General features: G+C 68.7%; 25 protein-coding genes and 1 pseudogene. 8 read left to right on the forward strand and 18 right to left on the reverse strand.

The window, feature by feature from the left end:
• Positions 1–10: 10 nt before the first annotated feature.
• The 10 genes from Q8O26_RS01160 to Q8O26_RS01205 form a co-directional block, all read right to left on the reverse strand.
• On the reverse strand, positions 11–880 hold the full coding sequence (locus tag Q8O26_RS01160) for a metallophosphoesterase (RefSeq protein WP_305572655.1): 870 nt from the start codon (positions 878–880) through the stop codon (positions 11–13).
• Between the two features lie 77 nt (positions 881–957).
• Complete coding sequence (locus Q8O26_RS01165) at positions 958–2,241, reverse strand: ABC transporter substrate-binding protein (protein ID WP_305572657.1); 1,284 nt, start codon at positions 2,239–2,241, stop codon at positions 958–960.
• Positions 2,242–2,268: 27 nt separating this feature from the next.
• The gene (gene phnC / locus Q8O26_RS01170) at positions 2,269–3,072 is read right to left on the reverse strand and encodes a phosphonate ABC transporter ATP-binding protein (protein WP_305572659.1); all 804 of its coding nucleotides are present in this window, start codon (positions 3,070–3,072) and stop codon (positions 2,269–2,271) included.
• The gene (gene phnE, locus Q8O26_RS01175) at positions 3,072–3,899 is read right to left on the reverse strand and encodes a phosphonate ABC transporter, permease protein PhnE (protein ID WP_305572661.1); all 828 of its coding nucleotides are present in this window, start codon (positions 3,897–3,899) and stop codon (positions 3,072–3,074) included. The genes phnC and phnE overlap by 1 nt, the downstream gene beginning before the upstream one ends.
• A gap of 2 nt (positions 3,900–3,901) precedes the next feature.
• Positions 3,902–4,765, reverse strand: a complete 864-nt coding sequence (locus Q8O26_RS01180; RefSeq protein WP_305572663.1) for a PhnD/SsuA/transferrin family substrate-binding protein — start codon at positions 4,763–4,765, stop codon at positions 3,902–3,904.
• A 26-nt stretch (positions 4,766–4,791) separates the two neighbouring features.
• Entirely contained in the window at positions 4,792–5,637 is an 846-nt protein-coding gene (locus tag Q8O26_RS01185) for a carbohydrate ABC transporter permease (protein WP_305572664.1), read from the reverse strand.
• 8 nt (positions 5,638–5,645) lie between these two features.
• A complete protein-coding gene (locus Q8O26_RS01190; RefSeq protein WP_305572666.1) occupies positions 5,646–6,581 on the reverse strand; it encodes a carbohydrate ABC transporter permease in 936 nt (311 codons plus the stop codon).
• Positions 6,574–7,761, reverse strand: coding sequence for an ABC transporter ATP-binding protein (locus Q8O26_RS01195; RefSeq protein WP_305572668.1), 1,188 nt, complete (start codon positions 7,759–7,761; stop codon positions 6,574–6,576). Before Q8O26_RS01195 ends, Q8O26_RS01190 begins: the two co-directional genes overlap by 8 nt.
• Positions 7,762–7,873: 112 nt before the next feature.
• Positions 7,874–8,590 carry a phosphonate metabolism transcriptional regulator PhnF gene (gene phnF / locus Q8O26_RS01200; protein WP_305572670.1) on the reverse strand — a complete coding sequence of 239 codons (717 nt, stop codon included), beginning with the start codon at positions 8,588–8,590 and terminating at the stop codon, positions 7,874–7,876.
• Between the two features lie 106 nt (positions 8,591–8,696).
• A complete protein-coding gene (locus Q8O26_RS01205) occupies positions 8,697–9,683 on the reverse strand; it encodes an NAD(P)H-binding protein (protein ID WP_305572699.1) in 987 nt (328 codons plus the stop codon).
• A 223-nt stretch (positions 9,684–9,906) separates the two neighbouring features.
• On the opposite strand from Q8O26_RS01205, the gene Q8O26_RS01210 reads away from it, so the two are divergent.
• Positions 9,907–10,197 (forward strand): twin-arginine translocation (Tat), encoded by a 291-nt coding sequence (locus Q8O26_RS01210; RefSeq protein WP_305572672.1) that lies wholly within the window; start codon positions 9,907–9,909, stop codon positions 10,195–10,197.
• Between the two features lie 73 nt (positions 10,198–10,270).
• On the opposite strand, the gene Q8O26_RS01215 is transcribed toward Q8O26_RS01210, so the two are convergent.
• Positions 10,271–10,441 (reverse strand): hypothetical protein, encoded by a 171-nt coding sequence (locus tag Q8O26_RS01215; RefSeq protein ID WP_305572674.1) that lies wholly within the window; start codon positions 10,439–10,441, stop codon positions 10,271–10,273.
• Between the two features lie 179 nt (positions 10,442–10,620).
• On the opposite strand from Q8O26_RS01215, the gene Q8O26_RS01220 reads away from it, so the two are divergent.
• On the forward strand, positions 10,621–11,595 hold the full coding sequence (locus tag Q8O26_RS01220; protein ID WP_305572676.1) for a tripartite tricarboxylate transporter substrate binding protein: 975 nt from the start codon (positions 10,621–10,623) through the stop codon (positions 11,593–11,595).
• Positions 11,596–11,683: 88 nt separating this feature from the next.
• Positions 11,684–11,839, forward strand: a complete 156-nt coding sequence (locus Q8O26_RS01225; protein WP_305572677.1) for a hypothetical protein — start codon at positions 11,684–11,686, stop codon at positions 11,837–11,839.
• A 21-nt stretch (positions 11,840–11,860) separates the two neighbouring features.
• Here Q8O26_RS01225 and Q8O26_RS01230 read toward each other — a convergent pair whose 3' ends face one another.
• Together Q8O26_RS01230 and araD are read right to left on the reverse strand one after the other, a co-directional pair.
• Positions 11,861–12,577, reverse strand: coding sequence for a ribonuclease activity regulator RraA (locus Q8O26_RS01230; protein WP_305572679.1), 717 nt, complete (start codon positions 12,575–12,577; stop codon positions 11,861–11,863).
• A 15-nt stretch (positions 12,578–12,592) separates the two neighbouring features.
• Positions 12,593–14,329, reverse strand: coding sequence for an L-arabinonate dehydratase (gene araD / locus Q8O26_RS01235; protein WP_305572681.1), 1,737 nt, complete (start codon positions 14,327–14,329; stop codon positions 12,593–12,595).
• A gap of 307 nt (positions 14,330–14,636) precedes the next feature.
• Between araD and Q8O26_RS01240 the strand changes: the two genes are divergently transcribed.
• Together Q8O26_RS01240 and Q8O26_RS01245 are read left to right on the forward strand one after the other, a co-directional pair.
• The gene (locus tag Q8O26_RS01240) at positions 14,637–14,942 is read left to right on the forward strand and encodes a hypothetical protein (RefSeq protein ID WP_305572683.1); all 306 of its coding nucleotides are present in this window, start codon (positions 14,637–14,639) and stop codon (positions 14,940–14,942) included.
• A 94-nt stretch (positions 14,943–15,036) separates the two neighbouring features.
• Positions 15,037–15,186, forward strand: coding sequence for a hypothetical protein (locus Q8O26_RS01245; RefSeq protein ID WP_305572685.1), 150 nt, complete (start codon positions 15,037–15,039; stop codon positions 15,184–15,186).
• Positions 15,187–15,252: 66 nt separating this feature from the next.
• Here Q8O26_RS01245 and Q8O26_RS01250 read toward each other — a convergent pair whose 3' ends face one another.
• Positions 15,253–16,395, reverse strand: a complete 1,143-nt coding sequence (locus Q8O26_RS01250) for a DUF6600 domain-containing protein (RefSeq protein WP_305572687.1) — start codon at positions 16,393–16,395, stop codon at positions 15,253–15,255.
• A gap of 145 nt (positions 16,396–16,540) precedes the next feature.
• On the opposite strand from Q8O26_RS01250, the gene Q8O26_RS01255 reads away from it, so the two are divergent.
• Positions 16,541–16,978: an Rrf2 family transcriptional regulator gene (locus Q8O26_RS01255; RefSeq protein ID WP_305572689.1), complete on the forward strand. Its 438-nt coding sequence runs from the start codon at positions 16,541–16,543 to the stop codon at positions 16,976–16,978.
• On the opposite strand, the gene Q8O26_RS01260 is transcribed toward Q8O26_RS01255, so the two are convergent.
• From Q8O26_RS01260 to hemP, 4 genes are all read right to left on the reverse strand, one after another.
• Positions 16,942–17,769, reverse strand: coding sequence for a heme ABC transporter ATP-binding protein (locus tag Q8O26_RS01260; RefSeq protein ID WP_305572691.1), 828 nt, complete (start codon positions 17,767–17,769; stop codon positions 16,942–16,944). The two genes, Q8O26_RS01255 and Q8O26_RS01260, sit on opposite strands and share 37 nt — an antisense overlap.
• Positions 17,766–18,758 carry an iron ABC transporter permease gene (locus Q8O26_RS01265; protein WP_305572701.1) on the reverse strand — a complete coding sequence of 331 codons (993 nt, stop codon included), beginning with the start codon at positions 18,756–18,758 and terminating at the stop codon, positions 17,766–17,768. Before Q8O26_RS01265 ends, Q8O26_RS01260 begins: the two co-directional genes overlap by 4 nt.
• A gap of 95 nt (positions 18,759–18,853) precedes the next feature.
• The gene (locus tag Q8O26_RS01270; RefSeq protein WP_305572693.1) at positions 18,854–19,738 is read right to left on the reverse strand and encodes a hemin ABC transporter substrate-binding protein; all 885 of its coding nucleotides are present in this window, start codon (positions 19,736–19,738) and stop codon (positions 18,854–18,856) included.
• Positions 19,735–19,932 (reverse strand): hemin uptake protein HemP, encoded by a 198-nt coding sequence (gene hemP / locus Q8O26_RS01275; RefSeq protein WP_305572695.1) that lies wholly within the window; start codon positions 19,930–19,932, stop codon positions 19,735–19,737. Before hemP ends, Q8O26_RS01270 begins: the two co-directional genes overlap by 4 nt.
• Before the next feature lie 259 nt (positions 19,933–20,191).
• On the opposite strand from hemP, the gene Q8O26_RS01280 reads away from it, so the two are divergent.
• Together Q8O26_RS01280 and Q8O26_RS01285 are read left to right on the forward strand one after the other, a co-directional pair.
• Positions 20,192–22,360, forward strand: coding sequence for a TonB-dependent hemoglobin/transferrin/lactoferrin family receptor (locus Q8O26_RS01280; RefSeq protein WP_305572697.1), 2,169 nt, complete (start codon positions 20,192–20,194; stop codon positions 22,358–22,360).
• 182 nt (positions 22,361–22,542) lie between these two features.
• Positions 22,543–23,341 (forward strand): annotated as a pseudogene (locus tag Q8O26_RS01285) (hypothetical protein); the annotation flags it as partial.

Genomic DNA, 23,341 nt, shown 5'->3' on the forward strand with positions numbered 1-23,341 from the left:
TGTCTTCCGGCTATTCGGCGGCTTCGTGAAGCTTCGTTCCGGCGAGCTCCCGGAAATCCGGCATCGGTGCCAGCCAGCGCCGCGAGAGCGCCTCGGCGCGGGCCGACCAGGCGAAGTCGTCACGGCCATGGACGCGCCAGAGCACCTGCTCGGAGAGTTCCAGCAGAGCGAAGGCGCCTGCCGGCTCGCCCGCCGTCGCGAAGGTTTCGGTCAGGGACTGCAGCGTCAGGTGGGCGATGCCGTCGACCATGGTCAGCGTGTTCCAGTGGACGTGGCCGGAGATCCAGACGACCGGCCCCTTCGCCGTGCGCAGCACCGCTCGGATGCGCTCTGCCGTCGGATAGGTCGAGAAGCGTGCATTGTTCTCGAACCAGCGGTTGCCCACCTGCGAATGACCGGAGACCGGCACGTGGCTGACGATGGCGAGCGGACGGTCGGCCGCGGCGATGGTCGCGGCAAGCCAGGCGAGATCGGCGTCCTGCAGCGCAAAGCCGCCCGGCCGGTGCAGCCTGGCGTCGGCGCGCCAGACGACGATGCGCCAGTCGCCGATGTCGATGGTCTCGTGGCCGGCGGTCCGACCGAGGATCGCATCGTTGTCGGCGACCTCAAGGTGGTCGCGGTCGTGGTTGCCGTCGAGATGGAAGCGCGGATGAGTGATCGGGGCGAAGGCGTCGGCCACTTCCCGCTCCAGCACGAGATCGCTCTCCCGCGCCTCGTCGGAGATGCGGTCGCCGAGATCGAGGACGATGTCGGGATCAGCCTCGGCGACGAAGCGGCGGAACTCCCCCATCAGGCCGAGCGCGGCCGGACCGGCCTTCGAGAACGACGGCTTGCCGTGGTGGATGTCGGTGACGATGCACAGGCGTGCGGCGCGGGTCATGGGCGGTTCTCGACGGGCAGGGGATGGAGCAAGGCCCGCCCCGCGGTTGCGGGACGGGCCGATGGCGAGGACGGAGATCAGCTGGCGCGGCGCGGCAGCAGGGGCTGCACGGCAGCGGCCATGGCGGTCAGCGCCTCGTCGGCGCCCTTCGACTTGTTCACCACCGACTGCAGGTGATCGTTGATGACGTCGGTGATGCGCAGGGCGTTCTGGCCGGGGAAGGCGTACCAGCCGTTGATCACGTCCTGCTGGCGGATGGCGACGAGGTGGTTCGGGTTTTCGCGATAGAACTTGCCGAGCATGTCCTCGCGCGCCGCCGGGATGGTCGTGCCGGGCATGTAGCCGGTGGCGTTGACCATGGTCGTCGCGCCGACCGGGCCGGTCGCATATTTGATGAACTTCCAGGCCGCTTCCTGCCTGGCGCGGTCCTTGGTGAACATCATGGCGACATTGCCGCCGGCCGGCAGGCGCGGACTGGCGGCCGTGAGCGGGAAGCGGCCGCAGACCAGCTTGAAGCGACCGCCGATCTCGCGGTTGTAGCGGCCGAGCTGGGCGGTGGACTGCATCGACATGCCGAGGCGGCCGGAGAAGAAGTCCTGGAAGGCCGTATCCGGGCGGATATCGGGCATCTTGCCGTCGTCGACCAGCTTGCGGAGCACGCGGATGGCCTTCTGTCCCGGCTCGTCGGCGAAGGCGACGCGGCTTTCGTCGGCGTTGAGCATCGTGCCGCCATGCGACATGACGAGGGCCTGCCAGGCCCAGTTGCCCGTGATGGTCCAGTCGTAGAAGAGGCCGGTGCGGTTCTGCGCCGGAGCGGAGATGGCGGCGGCGAGGCGGGCGACCTCGTCCCAGGTGGTCGGCAGCTTGTCCGGATCGCCGCCGGCGGCCTTCAGCAGGTCGACGTTGTAATACATGATCGGCGTCGACATCGCGAAGCCGATGCCGGTCTGCTTGGTGCCGGTCTGGCCGAGCGACAGGAGCGACGGCGAGAAGCCGAGCGAGGCGGTCTCCGGATCGGCGTCCATGAAGGCCTTCAGGTCGACCGGAATCCGGCGCTCGTCAAGGGTGCGCTGGCGGTTGAGGCCGTGGAAGGCGACGTCCGGCAGGGTGTTGGTGACGACGTCGCGCAGGTTGCGCTGGAGGATTTCCTCATAGCCCACCTCGGGCGCGCGCAGCGTCACCTTGATGGTCGGGTTGGCCTTCTGGAAGTCGCTCGCGATCTTCTCCATCAGGTCCTTGAACAGGACCGGAATGGAATACTGCACCTGCAGTTCCACCGGGGTGGACTGGGCGCGCAGATAGGAGGGCAGGGCCACCGTGGCGGCGGCGCTGGCGATGAATGTACGGCGGGTCGTGGTCATGGTCGCTCCAGGGATCAGAGGCATGCGTCAGGAAAGGGCGAGCCGGGGTCCGGCGTCGCGGGTCGTCGGTTCGGCCGCCGGGGGATGCTCGGCCGTCCCGTAGATCGTGGTGAAGGCTGCGGTGTCGAAGGCGCTGGCCGGCCCGTCGAGGACGACCCGTCCGGCCCGCAGGGCGACGACGCGGTCGGCGAAGCGGCGGGCGAGATCGACCTGGTGCAGGGCACAGAGGACGGCTATGCCGCTTTCGCGCGCCACCGTCCTGAGAACGGTCAGGACATTGTCCGCCGATTGCGGATCGAGGCTCGAGACCGGCTCGTCGGCGAGCAGGATGCGCGAGCGCTGCGCCAGGACCCGGGCGATGGCGACCCGCTGCTGCTGTCCGCCGGAGAGGGAATCGGCGCGCTGATAGGCCTTGTCGAGAAGGCCGACGCGGTCGAGGCAGGCGAGCGCCAGCTGGCGGTCCTCGTGCGGGAACAGGCGGGTGACGACCCGCCAGGTGGAAACATGCCCCATGCGGCCGGCGAGCACGTTGTCGATCGCCGACATGCGGCCGATCAGGTTGAACTGCTGGAAGATGAGGCCGACATCGCGGCGCGCGCGTCTCAGTTCCCCGCCGCCGAGGCCGGCGAGATCACGTCCGAGGACCTCGACCGTTCCCTTGTCCGGGGCGACGAGCCGCGTCACGCAGCGGAACACCGTCGATTTGCCGGCGCCGGACGGGCCGACCAGGGCGACGACCTCGCCCGGCCTCAGGGTCAGCGAGACGTCGGCCAGCGCCGTCGTGCCGCCATAGGTCTTGGTGACGCTCTGGAGGGCGAGAACCACCGCCATCAGACGAGCCTCCGCCGGAGCCAGGCCGAGAACTGGTCGATGGCCGAGACCATGACGAGCACGATGACCGAGAGGGTCAGCAGCTTCTGGAAGTCGAGCAGGTCGATCGCCGCCTTGATCTCGATGCCGATGCCGCCGGCGCCGACGATGCCGAGGATGGTCGACGTGCGAACATTGGCCTCCCACACATAGAGCGAGACCGAGGCGAGGTTTGGCAGGACCGAGGGCAGCATCGCGTAGGTGACGATCTTGGTCCGGTTGGCGCCAGACAGCGCCGCGGCTTCCAGCGGCGCCGGAGGAATGGTCTCGATGGCCTCGGCGTTGAGCTTGGCGATGACCCCGAGCGAGTGAACGATCATGCCGAGGACGCCGGCGAAGGGGCCGAGGCCGACGGCGGCGACGAAGAGGATGGCGAAGACGACGGTGTCGATGCCGCGGAAGGCGTTGACGACTGCGCGCACCGGAATGGACAGCAGCGGCGACGGCGTCATGTTGCGGGCGATGAAGATCGACAGGGGAAACGCCAGCAGCGTCGCCACGGTGGTCCCCACCGTTGCGATCGCCACCGTTTCCAGGGCGCGGTAGACGAAGGCGTCGAAGTCGCCCGTATAGGGCGGCCAGGCCGTCGAGGCCCAGGCCCAGAGCCGCGGCAGGCCGGTCACGAGCTTGGCGGGGTCGACCTCGGCGATCCGCACCGAGGCCAGCACGAAGGCGACGACGGCGACCCCGATCGCCACCCGCGCCAGAAAGGCGCGGGACCAGAACTCGACCGGCGGCTCCACATAGGAGCCGTCGGTGCGCCGGGTCGGGGTCGCCGGGTGCGACATGGTCAGGAGGTCCGGATGGCGCCGAGATCGCGGCCCATCTTCTCGAGGACCTCGTAGGGCGCGTGGGTGGCGGTCACGAAGCCGGTATAGGGCCAGGGCAGCAGCTTCTTCTCGTCGTCGGACAGGCCGGCCAGCGACGCCGCCAGGGCCTCGGCGCGGGCCTGCGGGAAGCTCTTCGAGACGACAACGCACTCGTTCGGCAGCGGGTCGGATTCCCACACGATGGTGTTGGACGTCGGCTGGATCGTGCCGTTGCGGATCATCGTGTTACGGTGGGTGTCCCAGCCGGTGGCGAGATCGACCTGACCGTTGATCGTCGCCATCTGCGCGGCGGCAGCCGAGGCGCCTTCGGCATAACGGCCGAAGAAGGTCTTCGGCTCGATGCCCTTGGAGCGGAGGAAATGCGTCGGCACCAGCCAGCCCGAGGTCGAGCCGACGTCGAGCATCTGCATCGACAGGCCGCGCGCATCGTCGGGGAACTTGGCGACGTTGAGGCCCGGACGACCGACGATGATGGCCTTGTAGGTGGGGATGCCGTTGACCAGCATCGTGTTGATGATGCGCGCGTCGCCGCGCACCTTGGCGAGAATGTAGCCCCAGGGTCCCATCGGGGCGACGTCGATCTGCTCGTTGGCGAGCGCCGTGGCGATGCCGGCCCAGTCGTTGGCAACCTGCAGTTCGAGGTTGAAGCCCGCCTTGTCGGCGATGGCCTTGTAGACCGGCTCCCAGACGCGGCGGGTGTCGGCCTGGGTCGGCTGCTGGGGCCCAAGGCCGATCTTCAACGTCGGACGGGTCTGGGCGAGGGCGGGCGCGGAGATGGCAGCTCCCGCGGCGGCGAGGAGAATGCGGCGATCGATGAGGGTCATGCGAGGTCTCCTTGGGGGGGTCGAGATCACTTGACGGCGGTCATGGTGACGCCGTCGATGAACCAGCGCTGGGCGGCGAGGAAGGCGATGACGAGGGGGGCGGTGATGGCGGTCGCCGCGGCCATGAGCGGACCGTAGTTGGTGCCGGCCTCGGCATTGGCGAAGAAGACGACGCCGAGCGGCGGGGTGGCGAGGTGCTCGGATTGCACGACGATGAGCGGCCAGAAGAACTCGTTCCAGTTCCACACCAGCGACAGGACGCCGAAGGCGATCACCGCGGGCATGGCGGTCGGCATCATGATCCGCCAGACGATGGCGAATTCGCCGAGACCGTCGAGGCGGGCCGCATTGATGAGGTCGTCCGGCACCGTGAGGAAGAACTGCCGCATCAGGAAGATGCCGAAGACCGAGATGGTCGAGGGCAGGATGATGGCGGCGTAGGTGTTCAGCAGCCCGAGCTGCCAGAGCAGGATATAGAGCGGGATGGCGGTCACCTGCGGCGGGATCAGCAGGCCGAGCAGCACCAGCATGAACATGGTCTCGCGGCCGCGCCAGCGCAGCTTCGCCAGCGCATAGGCGCAGGGCAGCGCCGTCAGCAGTTGGCAGGCGAAGATCGAGCCGGTGACGATGAAGCCGTTGAGGATGTAGCGGGCCAGCGGCTGTTTGGTGAAGGCGTCGGTGTAGTTCTGCCAGGCGTGCCACTGCTTCGGCAGCAGCGTGAATTCCGGCGCGAAGATCTCGCCCGACGGCTTCAGGCTGACCGAGATCATGATGACGAAGGGGGCCAGCATCAGGAAAGCGCCGAGGCCCAGCAAGGCATGGCGGAAGAGCTGGAAGCCGAGGCCGGTCGCGGCGATGGAGCGCGTGCGCATGGGGCCCCTCAACCGTAATGGGTGTTGCGTTCCTGCAGGCGCACCTGAATGACGGTGACCAGCAGGACGAAGCCGAGGAAGACGACGGTGAGGGCGGCCGCATAGGCCGAGCGCAGGAAGGAAAAGCCCTCCTGGTACATCTGGAACAGGAGGACGTTGGTGGCCTTGTTCGGACCGCCGTCGGTCAGCACCTGCACCGTGTCGAAGACCTGGAAGGCACGGATCGCGGTGATGGTGACGACGAAGAGCATGGCCGGCCCGAGCATCGGCCATGTCACCCGGCGGAAGCGCTCGAAGGCGCCGTCGGCCCCGTCCACCGCGGCGGCCTCGTAGAGATCCTTCGGGATCGCCTTCAGCCCGGCGATGAACAGCACCATCGACAGGCCGATCGCCTGCCAGATGCCGATGACGCCGAGGGCGAAGAGTGCGGTGTTCGGGTTCTTCAGCCAGTCGGTTGTGGGAATGCCGACGAAGGCGAGGGTCAGGTTGATGGCTCCGACCGTCGGGTGGAAGGCGAACTGGAAGACCAGCGCCATGGCGAGCAGGGTCGAGACCACCGGCAGGAAGAAGGCGGCGCGATAAAAGCCACGGAGGCTTTCTCCGGCTTCGATCAGGATGGCTGCACCCAGCCCGAGAAAGACCGACAGCGGCACCACGAACGCCACATAGGTGAGCGTGTTGCGCAGGGTCTTCCAGAACACCGCGTCGCCGGCCATCTCGCGATAGTTTTCCAGCCCCGCCCAGGCGATCTCCGGCATGCCGAAGGTCCAGTCGGTGAAGGACAGGACGAAGACGGCGACCGTCGGCCCCAGCAGCAGGATCCAGATGAGCGCAAAGGCCGGTCCCGCCAGCACCCAGGCGGCGAGTTGCTCGGCCGTCTCGCCCGCGCGGGCCTTGGCGGGCCGGGCGAGCCCTCTCGGTGCGGCGAGGGCGAGGTCAGACATGGACCGTCTCTCCCCGCGCGGCCGGCACCAGGGGCGGGGCTGACTGGCGGACGGCGATCCGCTTTCCATCCTTGCCGAAGACCAGGACCCGGCGCGGGTCGGTCGACAGCGCGACCGGGTCGCCTGTCCTCAGGGCCGCCGCCGCCGACGGTTCGATCCGCGTGACGAGCGGCCTAGTCAGCGGGCTGGCGACGACATGGACCAGCGTCTCGGCGCCGAGCATCTCGACATGACGGATCGTGCCGACGAGGACGATGCCGTCGCCGGCGGCCCCGCGCGTCACCATCAGCGCCTCGGGGCGGATGGCAACCGTCACTTCCGCGCCCGGCTGGCCTTCGACCGTGACCGGCCAGGGTGTCCCGATCACCTCGACGCGTCCGTCGGCGCCGATCCGGCCCGGCAGCGTGTTGATCTCCGGCGTACCGATGAAGGTGGCGACGGCGAGATCCTGCGGGTCGTCATAGATGACCTGCGGCGGGGCGACCTGCAGGAGGTGACCGCCCATCATCACCGCAACCCGGTCCGACATGGTCATCGCCTCGGCCTGGTCGTGGGTGACATAGACGAAGGTGGCGCCGAGCGAGCGGTGCAGTTCGGAGATCTCGGTGCGGGCCTGCACGCGCATCTTGGCGTCGAGGTTCGACAAGGGCTCGTCCATGAGGAAAGCCTTAGGCCGTCGGACCATAGCGCGGGCGAGCGCCACGCGCTGGCGCTGGCCGCCGGAGAGCTGCGCAGGCTTGCGCGCGGCGAGATGGCCGATGCCGAGCCCCTCGGCCACGGCCTTGACGTCTCTGTCGATGCCGGCGCGGGCCGTCCGCGCGCCGGGCATGAACCGCCCCACCAGCGGCAGCCGCTGGGCCGTTGACAGGCGGCGCATCTCCAGCGGCAGGGCGATGTTCTCGGCCACCGTCATATAGGGGTAGAGCGCATAGGACTGGAACACCATGGCGACGTCGCGCGCCTTCGGCGGCAGGTCGTCGACCATGCGGTCGCCGATGAAGACATCGCCTGAATCCTGGGTCTCGAGGCCGGCGATGATGCGCAGGAGCGTGGTCTTGCCACAGCCCGAGGGGCCGACCAGCGTCAGGAATTCCCCGTCGGCGATGTCGAGCGAGACGCCGTGCAGGATCTGCGCGTCCTTGAAGCTCTTCCGGATGTTCCGCAGCGATATGCCGGCCATCGTCCCGCCTCCGCCATCCTGTTCGACGGCCTTACTTGTCGCCTTTAAGCCAACAAGTTAACGGACGTGTGACGGCTGGCGGCACCTTGCTGCGCTGCGGCGGGAGTGACGGTCAGAGCGTGTCGATGCGGACGACCAGGCTGCCGCTGGGAATGACGGCATTGCCGTAGAGCAGCGGCCGTCCGTCGGCGTCGCTGTCGACATACATCATCACCAGGACCGGTGCGTCGAGCGGGATCGACAGGGCTTCCGCCTCGCGCGTCCGGGGCATCCTGCAGTCGATCCATGTCGACGTGCGGAAGAACTGGTCGATGCCGAACTCGGCCAGGGCCTCGGTGAAGCTGCCCGTCCGGCGCACTGCCGCATCGATCCCGGCGAAACGGGCTTTCTCCAGCACGTGGTAGGAATAGATCAGCAGGGCGGGAGCCGCGCCGCGCACGCTTTCGACGAGCAGCAGGGGCGTTCCTTCGACGAGCCCGAGCAGCCCGCCGACGGAAGAACTCGCCGCCCGCTCGCTGGCATCGAGCACGCGCGCCGACGGCGCCGCATTCATCTGCCGTTCGATCTCGCTCCATTTCGAATCGCGGTTGATCCGATATTCCGGCGGTCGGTCCTCGACGAAGACGCCGCGCCCGCGCCGCGCCCGCACCATCCCCACCATGGCGAGATTGGCGAGGGCCGTCCGCACCGTGTGGCGGTTGACGGCGAAACGCTCGGCGAGGTCGTTCTCCGAGGGCAACTGGTCGCCGGGCCCGATCAGGCCGGACCGGATCTCCGCCTCCAGTTCGCTTTGAATGAGCCGCCAGACGGGGAAACGGTTCTTGGCCATCAGGTTCGCATCGGGAAGGGAAGGCGGAGGAATGAAGCCGGGACAATGACGTCAGGCACATGACGACGGCGGCCCGGGCTCCGCCGGCGCCAGTGTGGGACTGCCGTCATCCGGGGCGGTCCGCGTCCGCGCCAAAGACCGCGTGATCGCCGCGCTCGACGCGCGCCTCGCCGCGGATGACGTCGGCATAGAAGTCGACGAGCGTGTCGGTGCCGGTCGAGGGGGTCGCGTCTTCGTCGTAACGCCCGGTCACGGGATCCCAGACCAGCATGGATTCGGTGGCGTAGTAGCGTCCGATCCGCGCCAGTTCGGCCTTGGCAGTAAGGGAAGGCACGACCCGCCCGAGGAGGGCGAGGGCTGCGATGACGGTGTCGAGGAAGCCGATCGGCACCCGCCTGTAACGCGGCGGGCGACCAGTGAGGGCGAAGAGCGCCTCACCCTGGTCACGGGGGGTGAGGGCCGGCCCTGGGCCGCCGATCGGCAGGATCGCGTCGTGTTTGTCCGGGTCATCGAGGCAATCGCAGAGAAAGGCGGCGAGATCGGCGTCGCTGATCGGCTTGCAGGCCGTCAGGGTGCCGTCGCCGAACGTCAGAAAGGGCTTGCCGGCCTGCACCCGGGCGATCTGGCCGGACAACGACTTGAAGAAGGCGGTTGGGCGGACGATCGAATAGGTGAGCCCCGAGCCGATCAGCGCCGTTTCGAAGGCGAGCTTGGCCTGCTGGAAGGCGAGGAGCGGCTTCTGCACGCAGATCGCCGAAAGCAGGACCATCTGGCTGGCGCCCGCACGCAGGGCAGCGGCGAGAGCGTTCATATGGGCCTGATAGTCGATCGCCCAGGCATCTTCCGGCGCCCCTGTCCGCGACGCCAGGCAGGAGACGACCACATCGAAGCGGTCGTCCGCAGCGAGGATGGGCCCGGGATCGGTGATATCGCCGAAACGGAGGGTCGTGCACGGCAGCAGGTGCGCGATCTCGTCCCTGTCGAGCCGCCCGCCAACCCCGGCGCGGGGCCGGACCACACAGGTCACGGCATGCCCGCGCGCGACGAGGGCCGCGGCCGTTGCCTGGCCGATCGTGCCGGTCGCGCCGAGCAGCAGGACGCGTCGCGGCCGTGGTGACATGGCTGCGGCGGGACGGGTTCTGGTGGCAAGGGAGGCGTGAGCGGGCGGTTCCATGGCGACCTTGTGATCAAGGCTCTTTCGTTGACCGGAATCAAGCCGGGCGTCGCCGACCTGAACGCTGGCGGTGCCCTCCGGTTCACCCCGCATTCAAGGCGTGCCGCAAATGATCGCCTGGTCAGCCACAAGGAGGAAACGCATGGCCACATTCATACCAGACTCCAGCATGTTGAGCCGCCGGGCGCTGCTCGCTACCGCTTCGGGCGCCGCCGCCGTGATGGTGACCGCCGGGCTCGCTCCCGCTGCCGCGCAGCCGGCGCCGTCCATCGCCCCGGTGACGGTCCCAGTCGCCACGGCCACCTCGCCGGCCACGCCGGAAGAGATGCAATGGGGCTGGCGCCGCCGCCGCTGGCGCCGTCGCCGCTTCGGCTGGCGCCGCCGGATGTGGCGCCGCCGTCGGATGTGGCGCCGCCGCCGTTATTACTGGTGACGCTGCGCCGGTCGCCCGGCGAGAGGCACGAGGCCCGCCGTCCCAAGATGGCGGGCCTTTCCGCCGCAGGAGGTCACATCGTGTCGGGCGTCTGGATCGGATCTTCCGGTTGCGGCGCGTCGGGCTCCGGTTCCGGCTGGTCGGGCTGCGGCGGGCCCGGCTGGGGAAACGGCGCCGGCATGGGCGGCTGCGGGGTGCCGAAATAGGGGGTGCCGAGCAGGGTCGGTGCGGTCTGTAGGGTCATGGCCGGTCTCCGGGTCAGGTGCCGGATCAACCCCCGATGACGCTCATCGTTCCGGACCGCGTGCAGGGCCGGGCGGCCTGCCGCACTTTCCGCTTCCCGATCCGATTCAAACGGTTCAAGCTCGTGTCCAAGGCAAGGCCCGCCCGTGCGGGACCCAAGACATTGCCGGGAGGAACCCCATGAAGAAGCTGATGCTGGCGCTGCTCGGCGCCTTGGCCCTGACGGCCGTGCGGGCGGAAGCCCAGACCGCCGCCCCCACCTGGCCGCAACGCCAGGTCACCGTGATCGTGCCGTTCACGGCCGGCGGTACCACCGACCTCTTCGCCCGCATCTTCACGCAGGCGATGCAGCAGAAATACGGCACGGCCTTCGTGGTGGAGAACCGGGCCGGTGCCGGCGGTACCGTGGGCGCCACTGCCGCCGCGCGCGCCGCCAAGGACGGCTATACGCTGTTCGTCGGCACAGCCAGCACCCACGCCATCGCCCCGTTCGTCTACAAAGCGCTGAACTATGACGCGGATCGCGACTTCCAGCCGATCAGCCTTTTCGCCACCCTGCCGAACATGCTGGTCGTTTCGAACCAGATCCCGGCGCGGACGATGGGCGAGTTCGTCGCCTATGCGAAGGCCAATCCCGGCAAGCTGAACTATGGCTCGTCCGGCATCGGCGCCTCGAACCACATTCCGGCCGAGATCATCTCCAACCTCATCGGCACGCCGATGACGCATATTCCATTCCGCTCCTCCAACGAGATCATGAACGCGCTTGTCGGCGGCCACATCCATCTCGCCTTCGACAACATCACCTTCGCGCTGCCGCAGTCGCAGGGCGGCACCGTGCGCGCCATCGCCGTGACGTCGAAGGAGCGCAGCCCGACCGCGCCGGAAATCCCAGCCATTGCCGAGACCTTCCCGGGCTTCGACATCGGCACCTGGCACGGGCTTTTCGCGCCGGCCGGCGTGCCGCGCGCCGTGATCGACCAGGTGGCGGCCGACGTGAAGGAGATCTTCTCGCGGCCCGACGTGGTGGCGAAGCTGAAGGAGATCGGCGCCGTCGCCGCGCCAAACACTCCGGACGTCTTCACCGCCTTTGCCCGGTCCGAGCGCAGCCGCTACCAGGTTATCGTCCGCGAGGCCCGGATCGAGCCGCAGTGAACTTTCGCGTGAATCGGAAACCGGTTGGCGCGTTGTCCTCCCCGAAACAGCCGGAGCCAAAGCGGCTCCGGCCGATGCGGAGGGGTCCATGGCAGTCGGTTTTCTGGTTGTCCTGCTGATCGTGTTGCTGGTCTTTGGCGGCTATTTCGGCGGCGCACGTGGCGCCGGCGGGTCGGTGATCACCCTGATGGCCATCCTGACGGGGCTCCACCTCATCGGCTGGCTGCCCGACCCCTGGTGGTAGCGTCGGCGCGAAGGCCTTTGCCTAGCGCCCGGCCTGCTCCCGCCATGTGGTGAAATCGATCCGCGACTGTTCATCAGTCGGCGGATAGAGGCCGGTGATCGGCCGACCCTGCAGCACCATGGCGGTGACGAAATCCTCGAACACCGTCATTTCCACCGCCTCGCTGGCGATCTCTTCGGCGATCCCGGCGGGAATGATCACTACCCCGTCTGCATCACCCACCACGACATCCCCCGGCCAGACCGCGACGTCACCGCAGCCGATCGGCACGTTGATGTCGAGCGCCTGGTGCAGGGTCAGGTTGGTCGGCGCCGAAGGGCGGTGGTGATAGGCGGGGATGGCGAGGTCGGCGATCTCGGCGCTGTCGCGAAAACCGCCGTCGGTGACGATCCCGGCGACACCGCGCACCATCAGCCGCGTGACGAGGATGCCGCCTGCGGACGCTGCCCGCGCATCCTTGCGGCTGTCGATCACCATCACCGCGCCGGGCGGGCAGGTCTCCACCGCCTTGCGCTGCGGATGGCTGCGGTCCTGGAACACGGTGATCGGGTTCAGATCCTCGCGTGCCGGGATGTAGCGCAGCGTGAACGCCTCGCCGACCATGGTCGGCAGGGCCGGATTGAGCGGCCGCACGTCCTGGATGAACTGGTTGCGCAGGCCGCGTTTGAACAGCGCGGTGCACAGGGTGGCGGTCGAGACGCCTTGCAGCTTTGCGCGTGTCTGGGATGTCAGGCTCATGACGGGCTCCAGCGCTCAGAAGATCACCGGCTCGGCCACCGGCCCGCCGAAGCTCTCTTCGAGGAAGTCGAAGTCGCAGCCCTCGTGCGCCTGTTTGATGTGCTTGGTGAAGATCCAGCCATAACCGCGCTCATAATGGGCCTTGGGCGGCTGCCAGGTGGCGCGCCGTCGGGCGAGTTCCTCGTCCGTGACGCGCATGTTGAGCGTGCGCCCGTCGACATCGAGATCGATGATGTCGCCGGTCTGCAGCAGCGCCAGCGGCCCGCCGATATGGGCCTCCGGCGACACGTGCAGGATACAGGCGCCGTAGCTGGTGCCCGACATGCGCGCGTCGGAGATGCGGACCATGTCGCGGATGCCCTGTTTCACTAGCTTCTTCGGGATCGGCAGCATGCCCCATTCCGGCATGCCCGGCCCGCCATGCGGCCCGGCATTGCGCAGCACCAGAACCGTGTCGGCGGTGACGTCGAGGTCGTCGCGGTCGATCGCTTCCTTCATGCTGGGATAGTCGTCGTAGACGAGTGCCGGGCCGCTGTGTTTCAGGAACCGCGGCTCGCAGGCGCTCGGCTTGATGACGCAGCCGTCGGGCGAGAGGTTCCCTTTCAGGACGGCGAGCGCGCCCTCGGCATAGATCGGGTTCTCGACCGTGCGGATGACGTCGTCATTGTGGACCTCGGCGCCCGCCAGATTTTCCGACAGGGGCCCGCCCGTCACGGTGATGGCATCGAGATGGAGGTGACCGGTCAGCCGCGTCATCAGCGCCGGCAGCCCGCCGGCATAGTAGAAGTCCTCCATCAGATAGGTGTCGCCGCTCGGGCGGACATTGGCGAGGACCGGCACCTTGCGGCTGGCCTTGTCGAAATCGGCGAGGTTGATGTCGACGCCGGCCCGGCGCGCCATGGCGATGACGTGGATGATGGCATTGGTCGAGCAACCCATGGCCATCGCCACGGTGATGCCGTTCTCGAAGGCAGCGCGGGTGAGGATGTCGGTCGGCTTGAGGTCCTCCCAGACCATATCGACGATACGCCGGCCGGCTGCCGCGCACATGCGCTTGTGGTTGGCGTCCGGTGCCGGAATGGCCGAGGCGCCGGGGAGCGTGATGCCGATCGCCTCGGCGATCGCCGTCATGGTCGAGGCGGTCCCCATGGTCATGCAGACGCCGTAGGAGCGGGCGATGCCGCCCTCCACATCGGTCCAGTCGCGGTCGGAAATATTGCCGGCGCGGCGCTCGTCCCAGTATTTCCATGCATCCGAGCCCGAGCCCAGCGTATGGCCCTTCCAGTTGCCGCGCAGCATCGGGCCGGCCGGGACATAGATCATCGGCAGGCCGGCCGAGGTCGCGCCCATCAGCAGGGCCGGCGTGGTCTTGTCGCAGCCGCCCATCAGCACTGCACCATCCACCGAATGGCACCGGATCAGTTCCTCGGCCTCCATTGCGAGCAGGTTGCGGTAGAGCATGGTCGTCGGCTTGACGTTGCTCTCCGACAGGGAGAGCGCCGGCAGTTCGATGGGAAAGCCGCCGGCCTGGAAGATGCCGCGCTTCACGTCGGCGACCCTGTCCTTGAAATGGGCGTGGCAGGGCTGGGCGTCTGACCAGGTGTTGAGGATGGCGATCATCGGCTTGCCGACCCAGTCCTCGGGCGCGTAGCCCATCTGCATCCAGCGCGAGCGGTGGCCGAAGGACCTGAGGTCGTCCGGGGCGAACCAGCGGGCGCTGCGGAGGTCCGCAGGGGTCTTGCGGCGGGTCATGGGCATCTCGTCATCGGGCGTTTCGACAGGGGTGGTCGGCTCTTGGCGGCCGGGGGGACATCCAAGGACGGGCAGCCCCGGATGGCAAGACTAAGTGTCGAAGAAAGCGGCGATTTCGGCGACGCTGCACAGCGGTGACAGGCGATGATCGTTGCTGCGATGCGGTATCAACCGCCGTTCGCAGCGCGGCGCCGGCATCGCTACCGTCGGACGACGCGCATCGCACTTGCGAAAAATCCGGCCATGGCTAGGCTCCGCCGCGCGCAGGGGGACCCGACACGGATCCCGGCGCCCCGGAGGACCGACCATGCGCCGTATCGCCCTCGTTGCCGTCGTTGCTCTCACCGCGCTTTCGGCGGGCGAGGCGCAGGCCATCCGCATCCTCGGCCATGGCACCGACGCCTGCTCCGTCTGGCTGCGCGTGCGCACCACGCCGCAGGCGTCCGAATATCGCGAGTGGATGCTCGGTTATCTCTCGGCGTCGGCCTTCCACAAGAACAAGGATATCCTGCGCAACATGACCTACACTCAGGTCCTGGCGCGCGTCACGACCGAGTGCCAGCGCACCCCGACCAGGCGCCTCGACGACGTGCTCGACGGCTTCCTGCGCTGAGACACACTACAGCCGGCCGCGCGGCGCCGTCGCGCGCTAGACCTTGCTGTGCAATGCCGTGAAAGCCGCCAGTGTGACCCTCTAAACGATCCAGGTGAACACCGGCGGCGATCCCACCTCGGCAGTGCTCGTGGCCTGCGCCAGCAGCAGCGAAAAATTCACACTGATGACCAACCCGACACAGCTCCAGACCACCCTCACCGATATCGGCGGCCAGCTGACCCGGCTGCACCTGACCAACTGACGGGTCGGTCCACGCGAAAGGCCCCGGACGGATCCGGGGCCTTCGTCTTGCGGCAGAAGCGCGCGCTTAGCGGCGGGCGAAGCGACCGCCGTGACCACGGCCTCCCATTGCGAAGCCCGGACGCGGACCGGGGCGGCCGATGAAGGGACCCGGGCGCGGGCCGGGGCGGCCGATGAAGGGACCCGGACGGGGGCCAGGCCGACCGATGAAGGCATTTGGGCGCAGCGGCCGGACCTGGCGGCAGACGGGATGTCCGGGGAAGCGGGCGCAAATGCTGCCTAGAGGGCCGGGTGTCGCACCGATGGGGAGCGGGCTACCGCCGGCGACCGGTCCTGGAGCGCGGCAACCGGGAGCAAAGGGCCGCGTGGCGCAAATCGGGCGGCACCAGGACGGCCGGATGCCGGTGGAGCAGGACGGCGGCAGGCCGACCTGACCGGGACGGCAGCCGAAGGCGAAGGGGTTGCGGCGGCAACGATCGATGATGACGATACCGCCGCCGCCGCCGGGAATGAAGACCGGACCGCCCGGGACGAAGGCAGGACCAGCGGGGACGTAGGACGGCCCGCCATGGGCCATCATCGGGCCCGCAGGCGCCATGCGGGGCGGGGCATAGCCAGCGACGGGCGCCGGCGGTGCGTCGGAGCGGCAGCCGCTGTTGAACGAGGCCTGGTCCTGCGTCTGCCAGCCGTCGCGCGGCGGCTGGTTGCCGTGCTGCTCGGGCAACATCGGGGCCCAGCTCACCTGCTGGGGCTCGGCGCGCCAGACGACCCACCCCGGGCCGAAATTGCCATCCGCCGCCCAGATCCAGCCGTGCTGGGGATCATTGGCCCAGCGGCCGTGGCGATGGACGATGGCGCCCCAGGGCGTCGGATCGTTGAACACCCAGGTCCGCTGCTCGCGGTCGAACTGCCAATGGCAGCGCGGATAAGGCGACCAGCCGGGCATGGCGATCTGCTCCGACGGCTTCCACACTTCGCCGTAGAGGGGGTGGGTGTGAAAGCCGCCGAACTGCTGCAGCGTCGCACGGAAGGCATCCATGGGGCTGGGCATCATCTGCTGGATGGCGGCGCCGGAACTGCCTTCCTCGGGCGGCGGGGGAGGCGCACCGGCGCCGGGGGCGGTGGCGAAGGCCTGGCCGATCGACAGGCTGACGGCCAGCGCCAGCGACGATACGACGGATGCAATGCGTGAACGGGATTTCCAGGACATGACAGCTTTCCTCGCAGGCGCCTATCGCGCTCCCTCATCCGTCGTCCCGAGCAGCGAAAAAGTTCATGCGTGGCGGCGAGACTGGTCTCAGTTCCGATCCCGGTTAGGCCTTTGATCGGACGATATCTTCGGCTACACACGCTGCATGTGGCTGAACCAGCGAACCGTCGACGCGATCAGGCTGATGGCAGAGCTCTCGGCCCGCTGGCCCCATGCGGTCAAGGCGGCCGAACTGGCGGCCATCACCGGGATCACCTTCCTTAACGTGCAGAAGACGGCCCATGCGCTGTCGCGCGCCGGGCTTCTGGAGGCCGAGCGCGGCCGCTACGGTGGCCTCAGGCTCGTCCGTGCCGCCGACGAGATGAAGGTGGCCGAGATCGTCCGGGCCTTCGAGCCGGCGGACTGCCCGGTCAACTTCCTCGACGCCGATCAGACGCGTGACCCCGTCTCGACGCTGATGTTCCGCGCCCATCGCGGCTTCTTCCAGCCGCTCGAGGAGACGACGCTGGCCGATATCGAGCCGCGCGCCATCGCCCGCAAGGACGGTCAGGCCGCGCCCCGTTCGAGCCGCATCTCCGCATAGTGCTGCGGCAGGACCACCGGCAAGCCGCCGGTTCCGTCCGCTTCGCGGCAGAGATCCACGCCGAAGACTTCACGCACGCTGGCCCGCGTGATCACCGCCCCCGGCGCGCCGAGCGCATGCAGGCCGCCGCCGCTCATCACCAGGATCCGGTCGGCGAAGGTCGTGGCGAGGTTCAGGTCGTGCAGGACGGCGATGACCGCGACCCCCGTGCGCGCGAGGCCGGCGGCGCTCTCCATCAGCGCGATCTGGTGGGAGAGGTCGAGATTGGCCACCGGCTCGTCGAGGAACAGCACCTGCCGCAGGCTGCTTGTACGGCCTGCCTTGAGCTGCGCGAAGGTACGGGCGAACTGCACCCGCTGCTGCTCGCCGCCCGACAGCGTCTGGTAGCTGCGGGCCGCCAGATGAGCGATGTCGGCGGCATCGAGCGCGCCAGCGATGATGCGCTCGCGCATCGTCCGGGCGAGGGCGCGCCCGACGCTGTCGATGCCGATCCGCACCACTTCGGCCACGGTGAAGGGGAAGGCGAGGCGGCTCGCCTGTGCCATCACTGCGCGCTGCGATGCGAGCTTCCAGGCCGGGATCGCCGACAGGAGTTCGCCGTCCAGGCGGATGGTGCCGGTCGAAGGTGCCAGTTCGCCGGTCAGAAGCTTCAACAGTGTGGTCTTGCCGGCGCCGTTCGGGCCGACCACGACCAGGACCTCGCCGGCATCGACCGACAGCGATACCGCGTCTACGGGCTTGTGCCGGCCATAGGCGACGCCGATCCGATCGGCCTCGAGGAGTGTCGTCATGCGTCGAGCGTCCGGTCGCGGCGCAGCAGCAGCCACAGGAAGAAGGGGGCTCCGATAGCCGCCGTCAGGATGCCGATGGGCAGTTCCGCCGGAGCCACCATGGTGCGGGCGAGAAGATCGGCCCCGGTCAGGAGGATGGCACCGAGCAGGGCGGACAGGGGCAACAGCACCCTGTGATCGGGGCCGAACAACAGCCGGATGAGATGCGGCACGACGATGCCGACGAAGCCGATGACGCCGGCCGCGGCGACGCTTGCGCCGACGGCGACCGCCACCATCAGGATGGCGGCGCGCTTCAGCGCCTGCACAGGAATACCGAGATGGTAGGCCTCGGCCTCGCCGAGCAGCAGGGCGTTGAGGCCGCGCGCCAGGAAGGGCACGGCGAGGAGGACCGGCAGGATCAGCGGCGTCACCGTCGCTACCTTGGTCCAACTCGCCCCCGACAGCGAGCCGAGCGACCAGAACGTCAGGTCGCGCAACTGACGATCGTCGCTGACGAAGGCCAACAGGCCGGTCAGCGCGCCGGCGAAGGCGCCGAGAGCGACGCCCGCCAGCAGCATGATCGCCACCGAGGTCCGCCCATGGCGGGTCGCGACGGCATAGAGGATGAGGGTCGAGGCGAGGCCGCCGAGAAAGGCGCCGAACGGCAGGAGCACGAAGGGCATCTGCGCGGCGACCGTGCCGAAGATGCGGTCACCGAGGACGATGGTGAAGCCCGCCGCGAGCGCGGCGCCGGACGAAACGCCGACGAGGCCGGGATCGGCGAGCGGATTGCGGAACAGGCCCTGCATCAGCGCGCCGGAGACGGCCAGCGCCGCGCCGATCAGGCAGGCGAGCACGAGCCGCGGTACCCGGATCGACAGGATGATCAGGGCATCCCGCCCGGCGAGGACATCGCCGTCGCCCGTGACCCAGCCCGTCATCACCCGCATGACCTGACCGGGCGCAATCTTCACAGCCCCGCTGCCGAGCGACACCACGGCCAGCATCACCAGCAAGGCGCTGAAAAGGCCGACACCGATGGCCAGCCGCCGCCGCCGCGAGGCGAAGAGGCCTGCGATGGAGGGCGCTTCGGCAGCGATTGTCACGGTCGCGCACCCGCATAGACCGCTGCCATCAGGTCGCGCGCCGCCTCCGGCGTGCGTGGGCCGAAGCCGAGCAGATAAAGCCCGTCCATGGCGACGAGGGAACGGGTGCGGGCGGCCGGGGTCGCCGACAGCGCCGCCTGGCCGAAGACCTGCTCGGGGGAGGCCGCATGCTCGTTGTGCTTCATCATCAGCACCACATCGGGCGCCGCGGCGATCAGCCCTTCGTCGGTGAGCGGCTTGTAGCCCTCCACCGTCTCGGCGGCATTGACCGCGCCGGCCAGCCGGATGATCGCATCGGCGCTGCTGCGGGCACCGCCGACCATGACCCGGCCGTTCTGCAGCGAGAGCACGAACAGCACCCGCTTGCGCGCGGCGAGGGCGTCGCGCTGCTGCTTGAGCGCGGCAAAGCCCGCCTCGACCCGGGCAGCCAGCGCCTCGGCCCGGTCGGCGACATCGGCAATCCGGCCGATCATGCGGATGCGGGCGGCGACGCCGGCCTCGGTGGTGTCCTCGGAGATGCGAGCCACCCTGACGCCCGCTTCGGTGATCAGCTTGACCGTATCGGGCGGACCGGCGCCGTCCACCGCGAGGAGATCGGTCGGGCGCAGCGACAGCACGCCCTCGGCGGAGAGCGCCCGGACATAGCCGACATTGGCCTTGTCGCGCATCGCCTCGGCCGGGTGGAGGCTGGTCGTGTCGACGCCGACCAGCAGGTCCTGCCGGCCGAGCGCGTAAAGAATCTCGGTGATGACGCCGCCCGCGGCGACGATGCGGCGCTCGGCGGTCGATGCCGGCCGGCCGCTGAGGACGAGACCGGCCGAGGCGGCGAGGAACGTGCGGCGGGTCGGGCCCCGGACAGGAGAGAGGACGGGCGCGGTCATTTGGTGAGGATCAGCTTGTCGTTTGCGGTGACGCGCAGCCGGTAGCGCTCCCCCTTGTGGAGGATGACCGCCTCGCGCCCCGACCCGAGGATGGCGCCGATCTCGACCACGGGAACCGTCGTGACGCTTCCGCCCGTCGCGGCGAGCAGGTCCGCCCGATCGTCGGAAGGATAGGTTGAGGGGGAGGGGATCATGGAATGACCTAGTTTAGAATGAGAACAATAGGTCAGAACTCTCTGGAAACATTAAAAAGTGCTTCCCGTTCTGTTATTGTTGACATTCATAGTCAGCTTAACTAGCAATCGTCAACAGCGTCGAGACCGGGACACCCGGCCGGCGCCAATGCCAGCCAGCCGGACGCCCCTGCGTCGAGCCAGCCAGCCAGCCCCATAGAAAAACCCATTCAGGCTCGCGGTCTCGATCATGTTCCTTCGTCACGGTCGTCAGGCGCTCATGGCGTCGGTTTCCCTTCTGGTTCTCGCCACCAGCCCGGGTCTTGCGCAGGGCGAGGGCCGCCCTGCCGACGGCCGGACCCCCTCGGCGCAGGACGAGATCACCGTCTCCGCCGAGCGCACGCCATCCACGGTGTTCAACTCGCCCGGTACGGTGACGGTGATCAACGAGCGGCAGATCGACCAGAGCCTGGTCCAGGGCCCGCGCGACATCGTCCGCAACGAGCCCGGTCTCGCCGTCAGCAATGCGCCGACCCGCGTCGGGGCCGGATCCTTCTTCATCCGCGGCATCGGCGACAACCGCGTCCGCCTTGAGGTCGACGGTCTCCGCGTTCCCGATTATCCCGGCTCGAATGTCGGCCCCGGCCTCTACACCCGCGACGTCCTGGACTATGACAGCCTGAAGGCCGTCGAGATCATCCGCGGGCCGGCCTCGGCCCTCTACGGCTCCGACGCCATCGGTGGCGTCGTCACCTTCGTCACCAAGGACCCCGGCGACTATCTGCGCGAGGTCGGCCGCGACTGGTATGCGGGCACCAAGCTGTCCTTCGACAGCGTCAACCGCTCCTTCGCCCACACCTATACCGGGGCGGCCCGCCGCGGACCTTTCGAGTTCCTGTTCCAGTACACCCGCCGCGACGGCACCGAGACGCTGATCAATTCGGCGACGCGCCGGGCCAATCCGCAGACGTTCCAGTCGAACAACATCCTCGCCAAGCTGATCTACGAGACGCCGGATTCCGGCCGCTGGCGCCTGACCGGCGAGGCGTTCTGGCGCGGTTTCGCCACCGACATCGTGTCGGCCCGCACGGCGGCCATCACCCAGCAGATCGCCCACGACACCAGCAAGCGCTTCCGCCTCAGCCTCGACTGGACGCAGCAGCTGTCCTGGGCCATCGCCGACGAGATCAAGCTGGCGGCCTATGCCACCGACTTCGATCGGCAGGAGCATCTCGACGAATATCGCCGCTCCGGCGTCGTCGCACCGGCCCCGGCCAACCGCCTGCGCGTCTCCGACTTCGACTTCCGCCAGCAGATATTCGGAGCCAATGCGCAGTTCACGGCGCAGCGCCAGTGGGGCGGCTGGGACCACCGCATCATCTATGGCGCCTCTGTCGACTTCACCATGACGTCGCGTCCGCGCGAACGTTTCGAGGTGACCTGGCCAGGCGGCACTCCCGTGCCGCTGCCGCCGGGCGAGATCTTCCCGAACAAGAATTTCCCCGACACCCGCACCACCCAGGCGGCCTTCTATATCCAGGACATCATGCAGTGGGGCGCGCTGCGCATCATCCCGGCCGTCCGCTTCGACTACTACCACCTGAGCCCGAAGCCCGATCAGGCCTTCTTCAATTCCAATCCCGGCTTCCGGATCGGCAATGTCTCGGCCTTCGCGGTGTCGCCGAAGCTCGGCGCCACCTATGATCTGAACGAGAACTTCCGCGTCTTCGGCCAATATGCCCGCGGCTTCCGCGCACCGCCCTACGACAACGCCAACTTCGCCTTTTCGAACGCGCTGCAGGGTTACGAGATCCTGCCGAATTTCGGTCTGAAGCCGGAGACGGTCGACAGCTTCGAGGCGGGCCTTCGCGGGCGCTTCGCCGACGGATCGTCGTTCCAGGTGTCGGGTTTCTATAATCTCTACAAGGACTTCATCAATACAGCGACGATCTGCGCGCCGCCGACCTGTCCGCTGCTGCGGTTCCAGTACCAGAACCTCTCCTCGGTGCGGATCTGGGGCTTCGAGGGCCGCGGTGAATGGCGCATGACCCCCGAATGGGCGCTGCACGGCGCGGTCGCCTATGCCAACGGTACCGACCAGACCACCGGGGCGCCGCTCGACAGCGTCGACCCGCTCACGGGCGTTGCCGGCATCCGCTACACCAGCCCGCACAACTGGCAGGTGGAGGCCCGCATGAAGGCGGCGCTCGCCAAGACGCGGGTCAGTGCGGCCAACATCTACCAGCCCGCCGCCTATGCCGCCTTCGATCTGCTGGGCTCCTACGAGATCAACAAGAACCTCACCCTGCGGGCCGGCGTGTTCAACATCTTCAACGCGCGCTACTTCAACGCCATCGACGTCGCCGGCCTGACGTCCAACAGCGCCACCCTCGAACTCTTCCGTGCGCCCGGCCGCTCCGTTTCGGCCAGCCTGTCGGCGAAGTTCTGAGGCGCGCGATGGCCGGCCGCTCGACAGCGCGCAGGACGGATCCGGGCCGCAGCCACCCGGCGCGTCCTTTCGGTCGCGCTTGGTCCGAGCCCGGGCTCGCGGGAACGCGCGGGGAGGGGGCCGGGAGCCCGCTCCCGGGCGCCGTTCTGACGCTGGCGACGAAGCCGCAGCACGAGGAGCCATTGGCGGCCGTCGCGCCGCCCGTGGTCGTCGTGAAGACCGGTGGCGAGGCCGCGGCGGCACCCGCAGTCATGATCGCGCCTTCGACCACGACGCGGGACGGCGGGTCCGCGCCCGTGCCCAAGGTCGACGGTGCGGCTGTTCCCGCCCGTCATGATGGCGCGGCGAGGAGCGCCTCCCTCGCCGTCGTCGCCTCCATGCTTCTCCATGCGGGCGCCGCCGCCGCCATCGTCTGGCTCAGCCTTGCCGCCCCGCCGCCGATCTCGGCGGGTGAGGAGGGCATCCCTGTCGAACTCGTCGTCGCCGCGGATACGGGCGCCGCCGCGCAGCAGGATGCGGCGAGCGGCCGGCAGGAGACCGAGGCGCCGTCGACCGACAGCCTGTCTTCGCAGAAGATTGAGGCGCCGCCGTCGGACACGCCGCCGGAGTCCTCAGCCAGCGACCCCGTCGAGACAGCCTCCGAGGTTCCGCCGGTCGCCCAGCCGGATCCGCGGACCACGGCAGAGCGCATTCTGGACCATCTGCCGCCGCCGCCCATGCCGGACACGCTCCCCGTCTTCGACAGGCCGGTTGAGCCCGTCGTGGCTGAAGCCCCGCCGCCCGCTCCCGTCACCGCGGCGGAGCCGCCGCAGCCCGTAGCCGCGGCCGAGACGTCGCAAAAGGCCGAAACTCCGCAGCCCACCGAGGTGCAGGCCGCCGTCGCGCCGCCGGCCGTCGAGCCACCGCCCGCTCCCGCCGTTCAGCCACCTCCGCCGGTCGCACCGCCGCCCTTGCCGCAGGTGGAGCGGCCCCAGCCCCGCC

Origin of the sequence: Phreatobacter sp. (assembly GCF_030691135.1) — a bacterium.
Classification (GTDB): Bacteria; Pseudomonadota; Alphaproteobacteria; order Rhizobiales; family Phreatobacteraceae; genus Phreatobacter.

Coding starts and splice junctions, on each gene's coding strand:
- Q8O26_RS01160 (WP_305572655.1), bottom strand. CDS start 880: ATGACCCGCGCCGCACGCCTGTGCATCGTCACCGACATCCACCACGGC.
- Q8O26_RS01165 (WP_305572657.1), bottom strand. CDS start 2,241: ATGACCACGACCCGCCGTACATTCATCGCCAGCGCCGCCGCCACGGTG.
- phnC (WP_305572659.1), bottom strand. CDS start 3,072: ATGGCGGTGGTTCTCGCCCTCCAGAGCGTCACCAAGACCTATGGCGGC.
- phnE (WP_305572661.1), bottom strand. CDS start 3,899: ATGTCGCACCCGGCGACCCCGACCCGGCGCACCGACGGCTCCTATGTG.
- Q8O26_RS01180 (WP_305572663.1), bottom strand. CDS start 4,765: ATGACCCTCATCGATCGCCGCATTCTCCTCGCCGCCGCGGGAGCTGCC.
- Q8O26_RS01185 (WP_305572664.1), bottom strand. CDS start 5,637: ATGCGCACGCGCTCCATCGCCGCGACCGGCCTCGGCTTCCAGCTCTTC.
- Q8O26_RS01190 (WP_305572666.1), bottom strand. CDS start 6,581: ATGTCTGACCTCGCCCTCGCCGCACCGAGAGGGCTCGCCCGGCCCGCC.
- Q8O26_RS01195 (WP_305572668.1), bottom strand. CDS start 7,761: ATGGCCGGCATATCGCTGCGGAACATCCGGAAGAGCTTCAAGGACGCG.
- phnF (WP_305572670.1), bottom strand. CDS start 8,590: ATGGCCAAGAACCGTTTCCCCGTCTGGCGGCTCATTCAAAGCGAACTG.
- Q8O26_RS01210 (WP_305572672.1), top strand. CDS start 9,907: ATGGCCACATTCATACCAGACTCCAGCATGTTGAGCCGCCGGGCGCTG.
- Q8O26_RS01215 (WP_305572674.1), bottom strand. CDS start 10,441: ATGACCCTACAGACCGCACCGACCCTGCTCGGCACCCCCTATTTCGGC.
- Q8O26_RS01220 (WP_305572676.1), top strand. CDS start 10,621: ATGAAGAAGCTGATGCTGGCGCTGCTCGGCGCCTTGGCCCTGACGGCC.
- Q8O26_RS01225 (WP_305572677.1), top strand. CDS start 11,684: ATGGCAGTCGGTTTTCTGGTTGTCCTGCTGATCGTGTTGCTGGTCTTT.
- Q8O26_RS01230 (WP_305572679.1), bottom strand. CDS start 12,577: ATGAGCCTGACATCCCAGACACGCGCAAAGCTGCAAGGCGTCTCGACC.
- araD (WP_305572681.1), bottom strand. CDS start 14,329: ATGACCCGCCGCAAGACCCCTGCGGACCTCCGCAGCGCCCGCTGGTTC.
- Q8O26_RS01240 (WP_305572683.1), top strand. CDS start 14,637: ATGCGCCGTATCGCCCTCGTTGCCGTCGTTGCTCTCACCGCGCTTTCG.
- Q8O26_RS01250 (WP_305572687.1), bottom strand. CDS start 16,395: ATGTCCTGGAAATCCCGTTCACGCATTGCATCCGTCGTATCGTCGCTG.
- Q8O26_RS01255 (WP_305572689.1), top strand. CDS start 16,541: ATGTGGCTGAACCAGCGAACCGTCGACGCGATCAGGCTGATGGCAGAG.
- Q8O26_RS01260 (WP_305572691.1), bottom strand. CDS start 17,769: ATGACGACACTCCTCGAGGCCGATCGGATCGGCGTCGCCTATGGCCGG.
- Q8O26_RS01265 (WP_305572701.1), bottom strand. CDS start 18,758: ATGCTGGCCGTGGTGTCGCTCGGCAGCGGGGCTGTGAAGATTGCGCCC.
- Q8O26_RS01270 (WP_305572693.1), bottom strand. CDS start 19,738: ATGACCGCGCCCGTCCTCTCTCCTGTCCGGGGCCCGACCCGCCGCACG.
- hemP (WP_305572695.1), bottom strand. CDS start 19,932: ATGATCCCCTCCCCCTCAACCTATCCTTCCGACGATCGGGCGGACCTG.
- Q8O26_RS01280 (WP_305572697.1), top strand. CDS start 20,192: ATGGCGTCGGTTTCCCTTCTGGTTCTCGCCACCAGCCCGGGTCTTGCG.